The following is a 13747-nucleotide window of genomic DNA, read 5'->3' on the forward strand; positions in this document are numbered from 1 at the left end:
TCTTAATGAGCGACGGGTTCGAGCGTGAGCGAGCCGCTCAGGATCTGTTCGGCGAACATCTCGGCGGTGCGCGCGGCGGCGGCCGTCATGATGTCGAGGTTGCCGGCATATTTCGGCAGATAGTCGCCCAGGCCTTCGACTTCCAGGTAGATCGAGACTCGATCGCCGTCGAACACCGGGCCATTGACGAGCCGGTAGCCGGGCACGTACTTGCGTACCTGTTCGATCATCTCGTGTACGGACTTCTCGATCGCGGCGGCATCGGGCGTGCCTTCTACGAGGCAATGCACGGTGTCGCGCATCATGAGTGGCGGATCGGCGGGGTTGATGATGATGATCGCCTTGCCTTCCTTTGCGCCGCCTACCTTCGAGATTGCACCGGCTGTCGTTCGCGTGAACTCGTCGATGTTCTTACGCGTTCCGGGACCGGCCGATCGGCTTGACACGGTTGCGACGATTTCGGCGTAGCGCACAGGCTGCACGCGCGACACCGCATACACCATGGGGATCGTCGCCTGGCCGCCGCAAGTCACCATGTTGACGTTCATCTCGCCGTGGCCGACGTGCTGTTGCAGATTGACGGGCGGCACGCAATACGGACCAATGGCCGCCGGTGTGAGATCGATCATCATCACACCCAGTTCATTGAGCTTGCGTGAGTTTTCTGCATGCACGTATGCACTCGTCGCGTCGAATGCGATCTGGATGTCGTCGGCTTTCACATGAGGCAGCAAGCCGTCTACACCTTCCGACGTGGTTTTCAGGCCAAACTCTCGCGCCTTTTTCAAGCCATCGGACTCGGGGTCGATGCCCACCATCCACACAGGTTCGAGTACGTCACTGCGTTGCAGCTTTGCCAACAGATCCGTGCCGATGTTGCCCGGTCCGATCAATGCGCATTTCACCTTGTTCTTCGCCATGTCTCCTCCTTCGGGTCAAACGAATCGCACCGAGCAGCTGCCGATGCCGTCAATAGAAACATTGAGGCTGTCGCCGGCTGCGACCGGAACCATCGCCGCCAGCGAGCCGGACAGCACAACTTCACCGGCCTTCAATGACTCGTTCAGTTCGCCCAATGTGTTGGCCAGCCACGCCACTGCTTCAAGCGGGTTCCCAAGCGCTGCAGCACCCGAACCGGTGGTGACCACTTCACCGTTCTTCCCCAGCTTCATCGCGCATCCGACCAGGTCGACCTCGCGCGGATCGACAACGCGCTTGCCCAGAACGAAGACTCCGCACGACGCGTTGTCAGCCACTGTGTCTTCGATGCGGATTTTCCAGTCGCGGATGCGCGAATCGACGATCTCAAAGCAAGCCATCACGCCTGCGGTGGCGGCGAGAACATCCGCGGCAGTCACGCCAGGTCCCCGCAGATCGTGCTTGAGCACAAAGGCAATCTCGCCCTCAGCTTTGGGCTGGATCAGCGAAGCGATCGGAATCGCGTCGCCTTCCTCGTAAAGCATCGCGTCGGTGAGCATGCCGAAATCGGGTTGATAGACCCCGAGCATGTCCATCACGACCTGCGAGGTCACGCCGATCTTCTTGCCGATGATGCGTTCCCCCGCTGCAGTGCGGCGAGCGTTCACACGTTGCTGGATGCGGTACGCGTCGTCGATCGTCAGATCGGTGTGGCGGGTGGTGAGCGGGTCGAGCGCGCGACAGTCTTTTGCTGCGGTGTACAGCTCGTCGCCAAGCGAATAGATCAGCGCGTCGTTCATCGTTGCGGACTCTCGGGCGAATGCACTTCATCGGAATGACTGACGGCGACCTGCTCGCGCTCCAGCCGGTAAAAATCGGACCACTCCAGCAACTGCTGGCTTGTTGTGCCGACGCCACCGCAGGCGATGACCACGATGCGCTGCGCGTCCGGGAAATACTCGGGAACGTGGGCAAGTGCGGCCACCGATGCACCGCAGGCCGGCTCGGTCAGAAGGCGATGTTCTTCGAGCAGGGTCACGCTGCCTTGAATCGCTTCCGCGTCAGTCACGAGGCAGTTCCGGATCGGATGTTCCTTGGCCAGCGCTACGATGCGTGCGGCGACCTTGTTGGCGCCCAGCGAGGTGGCCACGGACTGAATCTTCGGCAATGCGACTGGCGCACCCGCCTTGAGCGCCGCATGGAAGGAACTCGCGCCGTCGGTCTCGACGGCCAACACCGGAATGTCGCCCAAGCCGGTTCGCTGCAGTCCTTCAACGACGCCTGCCAGCAAACCGCCACCGCCGACTGAGCAAACCAGCAGGTCAGGGCGTTCGGTTTGCCGGGCGATCTCCTCGATCATCGTCGCGTGGCCTTCCCACAGCAGCGGGTCGTCGAACGCATGGAGGTACGCGTCGCCATCCCCCAGAATCGAAAGGGCATAGGCGTTGGATTCAGCGAACGACGCCCCATGAACCACGACCTCTGCTTCTTCACCACGAATAAGCGCCTTGGCTCGCTCAGATGTCGTCTGCGGCACGACGACCGTCACTGGAACGCCAAGCTCCCGGCCCGCGTAGGCAACCGCGTACCCCGCGTTACCGCCTGACGCAGCGACGAAGCGGAGCGCACCGCGGCGTTTGTGTTCTTCGCAGGCGAAACCAACGCCTCGCAGCTTGAATGAACCACTCGGTTGCAGCCCTTCAAGCTTCAGGAGAACGGTTCTGCCGATCTTGAGTGAGAGCGCACGTGACTTGATTAGCGGTGTTTCGATATGCAGTGTCATAGCAGGACTTCGTTTGTGAAAGGCGTTATCGTTTGCTGAGTTGGATGACCGCGGAAACCTCAACCGGGCAACGAAACGGCAGGCTCGATACGCCTACGGCGGCGCGGCTGTGCCTTCCCTTTTCACCGAGGACTTCAACGAGGACCTCCGAGGCGCCGTTGATGACTTCCGGGTGCTCGGTAAATTCCGTGGCTGCGTGCACGTAGCCTGTCACCGAGCAGACGCGGATCACGCCCAGGTCGTCCATCAGTTGCGAACGAAGTTGCGACAGAATCGCCATGCCGCTCAACCGTGCGGCTTCTTTCGCCTGCTCGATACTCACTTCTTTGCCGACCTGGCCGAGGGCAAACGGCTTGCCGTCCTTGAAGGCGACCTGTCCGGAAATGTGCAGGAAGCCATCTGCTAGAACGGTGGGTACATAGTTGGCGATCGCCGCCTTCGGCGGTTGCAGTTCGATGCCGAGTTCTGCGAGACGGGCATCCAGTTCAGCGCGGTTCATAAGATCTCCTTGAGTATGAAATAGGTGCCGACGCGTGACGCACTCGGCACGAGGGAAATTGGGGAATCAGGATTCGATGTCGTACTGGATCGAGAGCTGTCCTTTCTTCTCTTTGATCTTCAGGATCCTGATACGGCCGATCTGTCCAGCGGAGCTGACATGAGTGCCGCCACAGCCATGCATCGGCTGGTCACCGAAGCACACCGACCTGATGCCATCCTTTTCGGCCAGATGGCGCGGCACATCATCGGCGATGAGTTGGTTGACGGTCTGCTCCAGGCTCTCGACAGTTAGCGTCTGTGGCGTGTCGCGTGGCTCAAAAACGACTCGTCCTTCACCGGGCCAGTGGTGACCTTTGTTCGCGTACCACCCCATCTGCTCCACGACGCCGGAAATCAGGTGGCCGGCAGAGTGGAGCCGTGCGTGCAGCATGCGGATCTCAGGCGATACTTCAATCAGCGCATCGCCGATGGCGACTTCCTGGTCGGCGATGTGAATCACCTTGTCGCCCTCGTGAATCACGCGCTCGATTCTTACGCCAGCGATAGTCCCTTGGTCTGAGAGCTGACCTCCACCTTGCGGATGGAACAGGGTCTCGGCCAGCGTCACACGGAACTTGCCATCGTCGGCGGGCGAGCAGTCGAGTACCTGCGCGTTCATCGTCAGTTCGTCGCTGTCGTAGTATCTGAGTTTCGTCATTTCGTGTTCCAGGGCGATTCGTACAGTGCGGCCATCAGGAAAGACAACGTACTTTCCGCATGACTCAAAGTTAAAGGACGTGCACCTGCCCCGCTTGTAAAAAGTTGAGGGTTTTCGCTTGTGGGGTTCAGTCGTCCGCGGGACGCGCAGCGTGACGTTAGTGGCGCGTCAATGTTGTGTTGACGCAGCTTCGTCCGAGTGGTGCGGGAGTGATGGAGGGTGCGGCGCTTGGGCTGCGCGGTCTGCCGCGATCGGGTCTGTCAATACTTCGACGGCGATACACCAAAGGCTTGCCGGAACGCGCGACTGAAGTGGCTATGATCGTAAAAGCCGACTTCGTTAGCCACCCGCGACAGACCGTGGTCAGTGTGACTCAGCAAAGAGCACGCGCGCTCCAGCCTCAGTCGTACGACCCAGGCGTGTGGCGTCATGCCGACTGTTTGCTTGAAAAGCTTGAGGAAATGGAAGCGCTCGAGATTGCAGAGGGCCGCAAGCTCTTCGAGCGTGATTTTTTCGGCCAGGTGGACATCGCAATACTCTTTGATGCGCCGCCACTGTACTGAGGTGAGTGTGCCTTTGACAAACTGCGGTTTGACCATGCGTGTCTGGACGAACAGGCGGTCAAGCAATGTCAGCCATTCGGACTGTTCTGCCAAGGGCTCGGAACCCGCCCGAGCCGCTCGCAGTGCATCGTGCAATCGCGAAAGATGACCGGCAAGCGACGAATCCTGAAGGACCGCTCCGCCCAGTGCAGGGAAACGATTCTGCGCCGAGATCTCCTCACCGAGTCCGTTCAGTAACTCGGGTGAGAGGCGAAATGTCTTGAGTGTATACGACTCGTCCCCAGCGCTGTTGCCGTCATGTACTTCGCCGGGTGGCATTAACTGGATGCTGCCCGGCGTCAGTAGCAGCGTTTCGCCATGGAATCCCTGCCGCTGAACACCTTCGGTCACCAGCGCGATGTGGTAATCCAGATGGTAGTGCCGATCGAAGCGGAATTCGGAGAAGCGCGCCTCGCTCAGCACGAGACCTGGAATCTCCTTGCTGCGTTTGTACTCGACGCGATCCTTCATCAGGGCCTCCTGCGGTGTTCGCCTATCTGCGCGTATCGACGAGGATCTTGGCAGTCGCGCCCGACTCGACACGTTCGTGGGCCTTCGCGATTTCCGACAAAGGAAAAACCTCGACCTGAGGATGTTGCAGCGCCCCGCGTTCCAGCAACGGGGTGAGCACATCGATGGCGGCTTTCCTTACCTCAACGGGCAATTTATACACGATAAAGAATCGCAGATTCGCGAAGCCAACAATCATCGATCTGAAGGGGACCTCGATCAATGCAGCCCCCGAACCATAGATGATCACGTCACCGCCAAACTTCAGCAGCTCGCCATATTTGCCGGCATTGGCTGCTGCGTCGACTTCGATGATGGCGTCCACACCTTTGCCCGCGGTGATCTCGCGTACCGAAGCCACCACGTCCTGCTCGTTGCGATTGATGACCCACTCGGCACCCAGACGGGAAGCGAGCTCGCACTTCTCCCGGCTGCCAGCCACGCCAATCACTCTGGCGCCCGAGAGCGCGGCCAATTGCACGGCGTAGCCGCCTACCGCGCCCGTGGCGCCGTAGACAAGAACCGTCTTGCCGAGAAGTTCTCCGCAAACATGCACCGCGTACCAGGCCGTCAGAAGCGGAATCCCGAGTGAAGCGCCGGTCTCGGTCGACACATTGTCGGGGAGCCGCGCAACCTGGCTTTCGGGCAACGCGATCAGTTCGGATGCAGTACCGAATGGCCGCTGCCACTGGCCGTTGATCGTCCAGACTCGTTGTCCGATCCACTGTTTCGACACGCCTTCCCCAACCGCCTCGACGACGCCGGCTCCATCGCTGTGCGGAATAACGCGCTGAAAATCCATGGCGGGGCTGGTAAGGCCCGAGCGCGATTTAACGTCCGAAGGGTTCACGCCGGAGTGTGCGATGCGCACCAGGACTTCGCCCGCTTCAGGGGCCGGATCAGGCTGCTCGTCAACCACCAGAACGTCTCTAGCGGAGCCTTTTGAGGCATAGTGTGCGGCCTTCATGTCTTGCAACCTCCAGACTGGTTTAGTGAAGAGCGCCCGCAAACCGGCGTGTCCCAGCCGAGCTTTTCAGCGCAATGTGACCAATACTCTGATCCATTCCATCCGAACGCGCTTGTAAAAAATTGACTATACACACCGACGGGGCAGGAGATAGAGCCGATTCGATCGTCATATCGGGTAGAGTCGCGAATATTTCCTTACGACCTTACCACTTGCGTTCGAACCTTCGCGATGTCTTCAATCGAACCTGTTCTCCTGCCGCATGACGGCCCGTCCGACGTTTCGTTGTGGCGGGTCGATTTCGCTTTCGACGCATCGTTGGAGGATGCCGCCTTCGCCGTACTCAGCGACGACGAACGCGCGCGAGCCGGCAAATTTCACCGCCATGAAGATGCGCTGCGTTTCGCTTCCGTGCGTGTGGTGCTGCGGGAGCAACTCGCGCGGCATCTCGGCATTGCGGCACACGCTGTCCGATTCACGCTAGACGAAAACCATCGCCCGCATCTAGCCGATTCCAACACACTCGATTTCAACGTATCGCATGCAGGCTCGCATGGGCTCATCGCGATGTCGCCTAAGCGGCGTGTCGGTGTTGATATCGAACATCGCAGCGACAGCTTCGATTGGCATTCGATCGCGACATTGACGCTCGATGCGAGCGAAGCGGCGTGGATCGACAACCTCGACGTGGAAGAGCAGCGCGCTGCGTTTTACGACGCATGGGTCGCCAAAGAAGCGCTCGTCAAAACGACGGGCGTGGGCATCACGCGTGGCTTGCAGCATCTGACAGTGCTGCCGCGTGACAGCGCCGAGGTGACGCTACGCAATGAGATTCCGGATGACATGCGCGAGATCGCCGCGCGCTGGATCGAAGCGCCTGAAGCCTATGCAGCATGTGTGGCGTGGTCGACGAAAACGTTCACCCGCTAAACTTTTCGTTCGCCAAACACCAACGCCTTCGGCCATCCAACCGCATGCACCTGCGTGACCGGCTGGGCGATTGCAACCGCTGCGCGAATCTTGCCCGACATCGGCAGATCGAGCACATGCCAGCGGCCATGTTCGGCAAGATCGAACGCACAGGATGCGGTGTTGCTCGAGAGCAGATCCAGATCGACATCGACAGGCGCATAGCGCAACGCATTGCACAAGCTGCCGTAACGCGCGCGTTGACGTGAGTTTTCCTGAGCCTCGTCAAGCGCAGCGCCCGGCGAGGGGACGACGACGCTAAGGCCTAGTGTTGTCGACGCAATGCCGATCACGATCCAGATGCCGGCGTACGCGATATCGATTGTGATGCCGCGGCCGTCATGCGGATGTCGCGTGCGCAGTTTCTCGTTGCCGTCGTCCTGCAGATCGACCGCATGCGGCTCGCAGTCGAACAGATTCGCGACGATCCAGCGCGTTACCACGCGTGCGCTGATAAAGCGTTTGCGTAGCGCCGAGTTCGGGTGAAGCTTTGCGCGTTCGCGCTCTCCCTTCGAAATCCACGTTTCGCCTTCCTGCACCGGTACCGGCAGCCATTCGCAGCGGAATCGCCACAGATGCAATTCACCCGCGCGTAGCGCGGCGACGCGCTGCGGATAGTGGCGCGTTAGCGGATGCGAGACGAATTGCGGCGCGGCCGCGCTGACGATCGCGTGTGCGGTTCGAGCAGGTTGAACCAGTGAAGCAGGGTGATCGGCTTGCAACGTATTAGCGCTATTCGTCGCCTGCGAGTCGATGCTGTCACGCACACGCGAGGGCGCGAGATAAGCGAGTTCCGACGGCATACGCTCGGGTCCTCAATGCATATAGGTGACGCGGCGCGCTTGCACGTCGAGTTCGACACCGGCGTCGAGCAGATCGATGGCGAACCAGCGGATCAGCTTCAACACGCCACTCACGGCCGGCGCCGGCAGCCATTCGCTCAGCATGCGCAACGCAGCGCCGCTGTGCGTCTTTTGCAGCAGCGCGATGGTTTGCAGGATCACGGCTTCGTCCTTGCCGAGATCGCTGGCGCAGCGGCATCGCATGTCGAGCGGACGATAGGACACGTGCATCAGCGAACGCATCAGCAGATCGAAATGTTCAATGCCGTCTTGCCGCAAGCCCACGCCGATCAGGATGTCGCGCCAATGCACTCCGCCGCGCACGGTTTCACATGCCGGCCGCAGCCAGGTGCGCACGGCGCTGAGGACCGTGCGATCGGGCGCGTCGGTGGAATCCGTGGCGTGATCGTCGACCAGTTCGGGACGGCTGCTGTATTGAGAGCGGAAGTTCATCGAGGCTCCTGAATGGACACGGTCCAATGAGTCGCGCCGGCCTGATCGGAGGAGGCCACGTCGCAGGCCAGCGCTTGTCGCTCGCGACGGATAGGCGGTGACGCAGTGCTTGCGCCAGATGCTTGCTTCAATTTTTAGCCGGCTGCGGCGGCAGCCATTCGCGCACGTGGTCGCTGCGGGCCGGACGTGCCGTTGCTTGGCCGGCGTTCTTTGGCGTGCCGACAAAGAGGAAGCCGAGCAATCGCTCATTCGGCGCGAAACCCAGCGCGTCGTGCAATTGCGGCTCATAGCTGTCGGCGCCCGTAGCCCAGAAGCCGCCGTAGCCGAGCGCGTGGATCGCATTCAGCATGTTCATCGTCGCCGCGCCGACCGCCAGCAATTGCTCGGTCTCGGGCACGGTCGATTGAGACGAGATTGCCGCGCCGAGCGCGATCACGATCGGCGCCGCGTAGGCCTTCTGCCGCCGATGCGCATGCGCGGAGCGCGGCTCGCCCGGCGAACGGGCACAGGCGAGGTCGACCAGCACGTCGCCGAGCGGGCCGCGTGCGTCGCCGCGGATCGTGACGAAGCGCCACGGCCGCAAATTGCCGTGATCGGGCGCGCGCAAGGCGGCATCGAAGATCAGATCGAGCTCGGCGTCGGCCGGGGCCGGCTCGGTGAGCGGCCAGTGGGACTGGCGCGACAGCAGCACTTCAAGCGCGGCCGCTGCCTTCGACCCAGCGGCGGTGTCAGGCGTCGCGGTGGCTGTGCGTTTGCTTTCGGTTTCGGGGCGGCTGAGGTCGGCGGTGATCATGATTTCGGCATTCGTCTGATGGCATGGACTGAATGATGGGCCAATTTCATCGTAAATGCAAATCATTCGCATTTAGAAAATGAATTGGACAGGGCTTTGAACCGAGGCTTGGTACTGGCTGCGCCCGGCCAGAAGGCCTTGCAGCCAAGCGTTGGGCGTCTGATCCGCAACTAACCGTCAGCCGAACGGAGCGCCCCCAGATATGATGGCGAAATGCCGCAGCAAGCCTGCCGCATCCTTGTCTACCCACGCTAGCCAATGTCAACAAAATCTCTCGACGCCGCATCGACCGCCACGCCCACCGAAGCGGCGCAGCGCCTCCCCACCTTGATGCTGGCCGCCGGCCTGTCCTTAGGCAGCGCGATCGCGCTGGGCCTCGCGCGCTTCGCTTACGCGTTGCTGTTGCCGTCGATGAAACTCGACCTCGGCTGGAGCTTTGCTCAAGCCGGCGCGATGAATACCGCCAACGCGCTGGGCTATCTGCTGGGCGCGCTGGCTTATCCGCGGCTCGCACGCCGCTGGTCGGCCGGTGTATTGTTCGGCGCGGGCTGCGTGGCCACTGCGCTGCTCATGGCCATCAGCGGTTTGCTGGACGACACGCATTCGCTACTCGTGCTGCGCGTGATCACCGGCGTGAGCAGTGCGGCGGTTTTCGTCAGCGGCGGCGTGCTGGCGGCGCGACTGGCGTCGGCGAGACCGCACGATGCAGGGCTTGTGCTCGGCCTGTATTACGGCGGGACGGGGTGGGGCATCGTCGCTTCATCGGTGCTGGTGCCATTGACGATTTTCAACGTCGTGCATGGCTGGCAGTTTGCGTGGTTCGCACTGGCCGTTGCGTGCGCGGCGTTCTCCGCGATTGCCATCGGCGCCGCTAGAAAAATCGAAAGCGTGCACACAACCCGGTCCTCGACCGCGGATGCTTCCGATACCGCCGACGCGCCACGCTGGCCGCGTTTCAGCCCCGCACTGGCGGGCTATGGACTGTTCGGCGTCGGCTATATCGGCTACATGACGTTCATCGTCGCACTGCTGCGCAACGCGGGCATGAGCGCGGCGGTGGTGACGGGCTTCTACCTGTTGCTTGGCGTGGCGACGGTCGTGTCGGCACGCTTGTGGTCCAGTCTGCTCGACCGCATGCGCGGCGGTCACGCGCTCGCCATACTCAACGCGTTGCTCGCCGTGGCGACGCTGTTGCCCGCGTTGTTCACGCAACCGTGGGTCGCGTTTGTCTCCGGCGTGCTGTTCGGCGCGACGTTTCTCTCGGCCGTTGCATCGACCACGGCTTTCGTGCGCCACAATCTGCCGGCGAGCCACTGGGGCAAGGGCATTAGCGCATTCACGATCGTGTTCGCGTTCGGACAGATCGTCGGGCCGATGATTATCGGCTGGGTCTCGGATGGCGCGGGTCTCGCCCGTGGGCTGGTCTATTCCGCCTTGCTGCTCGCAGCCGGCGCGCTGCTGGCGGCTTGCCAGAAGCCGTTACGCAGAGCCTGACTGAATGATCCCCAGGTATTCCCGGAGTACCGGACGACTGTCTTAAGCACGTACACTCATCGCTTGTTCCCTGCGCTGAGAGAAACCGTGCCTGTCATCACCTGCATAGAAGATTTACGCGTGCTTGCCGAGCGGCGTGTGCCGCGCATGTTCTACGACTACGCCGACAGCGGCTCGTGGACCGAAAGTACCTACCGTGCCAATGAAAGCGACTTCCAACGCCTGAAGTTGCGCCAGCGTGTGGCGGTGAACATGGCGGGCCGCAGCACGCGCACGGAAATGATCGGTCAGACGGCCGCCATGCCCGTGGCGCTCGCACCGACGGGGTTGACCGGCATGCAGCATGCCGACGGTGAAATCCTGGCGGCGCGCGCGGCGGAGAAGTTTGGCGTGCCGTTCACTTTGTCGACGATGAGCATCTGCTCGATCGAGGACGTGGCCGCCCAGACCACTCAACCGTTCTGGTTCCAGCTTTACATGATGCGCGACCGCGATTTCATCATGCGGCTGATCGAGCGCGCTCGCGCGGCACGGTGCAGCGCCTTGATGCTGACCCTGGACCTGCAGATCCTCGGCCAACGCCACAAGGACATCAAGAATGGGTTGTCGGCGCCGCCCAAATTGACCCCGGCGAACCTTATCAATCTCGCGACCAAACCGCGCTGGTGCCTCGGCATGCTCGGCACCAAGCGGCGCACCTTCGGCAACATCGTCGGTCATGCGAAGGGCGTGGGTGATCTGTCGTCCCTGAGCTCGTGGACCGCGGAGCAGTTCGATCCGGCGCTGAGCTGGGCAGACGTCGAGTGGGTCAAGGAGATGTGGGGCGGCAAGCTCATTCTGAAAGGCATCATGGATGCAGAAGATGCGCGCCTTGCCGCCAACAGCGGCGCTGACGCGTTGATCGTCTCCAACCATGGCGGCCGGCAACTCGACGGCGCGCCTTCTTCGATCTCGGCGCTTCCCGAGATCGCACGCGAGGTCGGTTCGCGCATTGAAGTGTGGATGGACGGCGGCATTCGCAGCGGACAGGACGTGCTGAAGGCCGTTGCGCTCGGTGCGAAAGGCACGCTGATCGGCCGCAGCTTTCTCTATGGGCTGGGCGCAATGGGCGAGGAGGGTGTCACCAAGTGCCTGCAGATCATCCAGAAGGAACTGGACATCACCATGGCCTTTTGCGGCCACACTGACGTCCGTCAGGTGGACGAGCGGATCCTGCTGCCTGACAGGCGGTGGTGATAGACGCCAGGCGCGACGCCTGGCGTCTCGAGGTTGATGCCGTTCAGCCAGATGTTCAGCTGGTGCCGCTCGCCGCCGCTTCATTCGGCTCGCAGTCTTCCAACGCTTGCAGAAACGTCGAACTCCACCAGTGCACATCGAACTTGCGGATGCGGTTAAGCAGCGCTTCGTGCCGGTTGATCCGCTCGTCAAGCGACATGGTTAGCGCCCGTTGAATGGCCTGCGCTGTTCCTTGCGTGTCGTAGGGATTGACCAGCAGCGCTTCCTTCAATTGCTCGGCGGCTCCGGCAAAACGCGAGAGCACCAGCATGCCCGGGTCCGCAGCGTCCTGTGCGGCGATGAATTCCTTTGCGACCAGATTCATGCCGTCCCGCAACGGTGTGACGAGCGCCACTCGACTCGCGCGAAAAAGACCTGGCAGCCGCTTACGGGCCACGTTCCGATGAATGTAGCGCACCGGCATCCAGTCCAGTTCACCAAAGTCGCCATTGATCGCGCCGCACAGGCTATCCATCTGACGCCGCAGATTGTCGTAGGCACCGACGTCCTCGCGGCTAGGGGACGCGATCTGGATCAGCGTCGCGCTATCGCGGTTTTCCGGGTAGTAGGTCAGCAGTTCGCGGAACGCATGCACGCGTTGCGGCAGCCCCTTTGAATAGTCCAGCCGGTCGACGCCTACCAGCAAACGCCGCCGCGAATACTCGTCGCGCATCCGGACGAACATGTCGCGCCCTTCCTTCGAATCGGCAAGACGCTTGAAATCGTCGACGTCGATACCGATCGGATAGGCGCCGACCCGCAGCGTTCGATTGAATGCTCGAAGGCGATCTGGACTCAAGCGTTCCGCGTGCGCTTCCGATTCGACGTAGTGAGAAAAATGCGTCAGGTCGGCTTCGCTCTGGAAGCCCACCAGATCGTATGCGAAGAGTGAACGCATCAGCCATTCGTGTTCCGGAATCGCGGCCATGATCAGCGGCGGCGGCATCGGAATATGCAGGAAGAAGCCAATGCGGTTGGTGCATCCCATGGCGCGCAACTCGGCCGCGAGCGGGATCAACTGGTAATCGTGAACCCAGATGAGGTCGTCCGGTTTGAGGAGCGGCAGCAGCTTCTGCGCGAATAACTGGTTGACCCTGCGATAGCCCGCGGCGAATCGCGTGTCGAAATTGGCCAGGTCCAGCCGGTAGTGGAATACCGGCCACAAGACATCGTTGGAGTAACCGAGGTAATACGTGTCGTGATCCTCGCGGCTCAGATCGAGCGTCGCGAGCGTGACGTTGCCGGCCGTTTGGACATGAACTTCCCCCTGGCCGGATTGCGTGCCATCCGCGGCTTCGCGGATCTTGCCGCTCCAGCCGAACCAGAGGCCGCCGGTTTGCTGCAGGCTTTCTCGTACAGCGACGGCGAGTCCGCCGGCTGCAGGCTTGCGAGGATCGGCAGTGCGATTTGAAACGACGACGAGACGACTCATGAGGTCCTTGTGTTGTTGCGTACACATACGGTATCCGGCGCGGTCGGCTGTGCCGGACAAGGATCACTTCCTGATTGACGCAGTTTACTATGTCCTCAGCACATGCTTACGACTGCGCTTCGCCGGCACGCTTCGCTCCTACCGCCACGCGTGTGCGTGGGCCTGTGCAAGTTAACGATTTCTTCATATTGCCTCGATAGTGATTTCTGCAGTCCGACCGCAACATGAGGCAAGCGCTACGAACGAGAGGCCGCATGCGAAGTCGTTCGAAACGCCATTGCGGCCAACCGTCTGTTCGTGTGTTGACCGTGTCCGCATTACCTTGCTGGAGTCAGTCAACATGAAAACACTTCGACTCGTGGCGATATGCGCCGCCTCCCTCTCTCTTGGACAAGTGTGGGCGCAAGACAACCCGGTGCAGTCTGCAACACCACCTGCCGCTCAGGACGTCGGCGGCACAGTCAGCGCGTCGACGGGCGAATCAGGATCCACAGCGACGCTCTCGCGGCAA

General features: G+C 61.4%; 14 protein-coding genes. 3 read left to right on the plus strand and 11 right to left on the minus strand.

The annotated features are described in order from the left end of the window. Positions 1 to 2: 2 nt before the first annotated feature. The 7 genes from BM438_RS29810 to BM438_RS29840 all read right to left on the minus strand — a co-directional run bounded on the left by BM438_RS29810 (position 3) and on the right by BM438_RS29840 (position 5978). The gene (locus BM438_RS29810; protein ID WP_093641988.1) at positions 3 to 920 is read right to left on the minus strand and encodes an acetaldehyde dehydrogenase (acetylating); all 918 of its coding nucleotides are present in this window, start codon (positions 918 to 920) and stop codon (positions 3 to 5) included. A gap of 15 nt (positions 921 to 935) precedes the next feature. After that, positions 936 to 1718 carry a 2-oxopent-4-enoate hydratase gene (gene dmpE, locus BM438_RS29815; RefSeq protein ID WP_093641991.1) on the minus strand — a complete coding sequence of 261 codons (783 nt, stop codon included), beginning with the start codon at positions 1716 to 1718 and terminating at the stop codon, positions 936 to 938. Then, on the minus strand, positions 1715 to 2701 hold the full coding sequence (locus BM438_RS29820) for a pyridoxal-phosphate dependent enzyme (RefSeq protein ID WP_093641994.1): 987 nt from the start codon (positions 2699 to 2701) through the stop codon (positions 1715 to 1717). The genes dmpE and BM438_RS29820 overlap by 4 nt, the downstream gene beginning before the upstream one ends. A gap of 25 nt (positions 2702 to 2726) precedes the next feature. Beyond that, positions 2727 to 3200: a RidA family protein gene (locus BM438_RS29825; protein ID WP_093641997.1), complete on the minus strand. Its 474-nt coding sequence runs from the start codon at positions 3198 to 3200 to the stop codon at positions 2727 to 2729. Positions 3201 to 3266: 66 nt separating this feature from the next. Further along, on the minus strand, positions 3267 to 3899 hold the full coding sequence (locus BM438_RS29830; protein WP_093642000.1) for an alanyl-tRNA editing protein: 633 nt from the start codon (positions 3897 to 3899) through the stop codon (positions 3267 to 3269). Between the two features lie 260 nt (positions 3900 to 4159). Further along, positions 4160 to 4972, minus strand: a complete 813-nt coding sequence (locus tag BM438_RS29835) for an AraC family transcriptional regulator (RefSeq protein ID WP_093642003.1) — start codon at positions 4970 to 4972, stop codon at positions 4160 to 4162. Between the two features lie 22 nt (positions 4973 to 4994). Beyond that, positions 4995 to 5978 carry an NADPH:quinone reductase gene (locus BM438_RS29840; RefSeq protein WP_093642006.1) on the minus strand — a complete coding sequence of 328 codons (984 nt, stop codon included), beginning with the start codon at positions 5976 to 5978 and terminating at the stop codon, positions 4995 to 4997. A 231-nt stretch (positions 5979 to 6209) separates the two neighbouring features. On the opposite strand from BM438_RS29840, the gene BM438_RS29845 reads away from it, so the two are divergent. Next, positions 6210 to 6908, plus strand: coding sequence for a 4'-phosphopantetheinyl transferase family protein (locus tag BM438_RS29845; RefSeq protein ID WP_093642010.1), 699 nt, complete (start codon positions 6210 to 6212; stop codon positions 6906 to 6908). Here BM438_RS29845 and BM438_RS29850 read toward each other — a convergent pair. The 3 genes from BM438_RS29850 to BM438_RS29860 form a co-directional block, all read right to left on the minus strand. Further along, positions 6905 to 7750, minus strand: a complete 846-nt coding sequence (locus BM438_RS29850) for a 4'-phosphopantetheinyl transferase family protein (protein ID WP_244179485.1) — start codon at positions 7748 to 7750, stop codon at positions 6905 to 6907. The genes BM438_RS29845 and BM438_RS29850 overlap by 4 nt on opposite strands. Positions 7751 to 7762: 12 nt before the next feature. Then, positions 7763 to 8242, minus strand: a complete 480-nt coding sequence (locus BM438_RS29855; RefSeq protein ID WP_093642013.1) for a hypothetical protein — start codon at positions 8240 to 8242, stop codon at positions 7763 to 7765. Positions 8243 to 8369: 127 nt separating this feature from the next. Continuing rightward, a complete protein-coding gene (locus BM438_RS29860) occupies positions 8370 to 9035 on the minus strand; it encodes a nitroreductase family protein (protein ID WP_093642122.1) in 666 nt (221 codons plus the stop codon). 258 nt (positions 9036 to 9293) lie between these two features. On the opposite strand from BM438_RS29860, the gene BM438_RS29865 reads away from it, so the two are divergent. Both BM438_RS29865 and BM438_RS29870 read left to right on the plus strand, forming a co-directional pair. Next, positions 9294 to 10529, plus strand: coding sequence for a YbfB/YjiJ family MFS transporter (locus tag BM438_RS29865; RefSeq protein ID WP_093642016.1), 1236 nt, complete (start codon positions 9294 to 9296; stop codon positions 10527 to 10529). 87 nt (positions 10530 to 10616) lie between these two features. Continuing rightward, a complete protein-coding gene (locus tag BM438_RS29870; RefSeq protein ID WP_093642019.1) occupies positions 10617 to 11765 on the plus strand; it encodes an alpha-hydroxy acid oxidase in 1149 nt (382 codons plus the stop codon). A gap of 55 nt (positions 11766 to 11820) precedes the next feature. Here BM438_RS29870 and otsA read toward each other — a convergent pair whose 3' ends face one another. Next, complete coding sequence (gene otsA, locus BM438_RS29875; protein ID WP_093642022.1) at positions 11821 to 13236, minus strand: alpha,alpha-trehalose-phosphate synthase (UDP-forming); 1416 nt, start codon at positions 13234 to 13236, stop codon at positions 11821 to 11823. Positions 13237 to 13747: the final 511 nt, after the last annotated feature.

The organism is Paraburkholderia aspalathi, assembly GCF_900116445.1.
In the GTDB taxonomy this organism is placed as follows: Bacteria; Pseudomonadota; Gammaproteobacteria; order Burkholderiales; family Burkholderiaceae; genus Paraburkholderia; species Paraburkholderia aspalathi.

Bases quoted from the DNA above. Each gene is read 5' to 3' on its own strand.
- BM438_RS29845 (WP_093642010.1), top strand. From the start codon at position 6,210: ATGTCTTCAATCGAACCTGTTCTCCTGCCGCATGACGGCCCGTCCGAC.
- BM438_RS29840 (WP_093642006.1), bottom strand. From the start codon at position 5,978: ATGAAGGCCGCACACTATGCCTCAAAAGGCTCCGCTAGAGACGTTCTG.
- BM438_RS29830 (WP_093642000.1), bottom strand. From the start codon at position 3,899: ATGACGAAACTCAGATACTACGACAGCGACGAACTGACGATGAACGCG.
- dmpE (WP_093641991.1), bottom strand. From the start codon at position 1,718: ATGAACGACGCGCTGATCTATTCGCTTGGCGACGAGCTGTACACCGCA.
- BM438_RS29820 (WP_093641994.1), bottom strand. From the start codon at position 2,701: ATGACACTGCATATCGAAACACCGCTAATCAAGTCACGTGCGCTCTCA.
- BM438_RS29850 (WP_244179485.1), bottom strand. From the start codon at position 7,750: ATGCCGTCGGAACTCGCTTATCTCGCGCCCTCGCGTGTGCGTGACAGC.
- BM438_RS29855 (WP_093642013.1), bottom strand. From the start codon at position 8,242: ATGAACTTCCGCTCTCAATACAGCAGCCGTCCCGAACTGGTCGACGAT.
- BM438_RS29835 (WP_093642003.1), bottom strand. From the start codon at position 4,972: ATGAAGGATCGCGTCGAGTACAAACGCAGCAAGGAGATTCCAGGTCTC.
- BM438_RS29865 (WP_093642016.1), top strand. From the start codon at position 9,294: ATGTCAACAAAATCTCTCGACGCCGCATCGACCGCCACGCCCACCGAA.
- otsA (WP_093642022.1), bottom strand. From the start codon at position 13,236: ATGAGTCGTCTCGTCGTCGTTTCAAATCGCACTGCCGATCCTCGCAAG.
- BM438_RS29825 (WP_093641997.1), bottom strand. From the start codon at position 3,200: ATGAACCGCGCTGAACTGGATGCCCGTCTCGCAGAACTCGGCATCGAA.
- BM438_RS29860 (WP_093642122.1), bottom strand. From the start codon at position 9,035: ATGATCACCGCCGACCTCAGCCGCCCCGAAACCGAAAGCAAACGCACA.
- BM438_RS29810 (WP_093641988.1), bottom strand. From the start codon at position 920: ATGGCGAAGAACAAGGTGAAATGCGCATTGATCGGACCGGGCAACATC.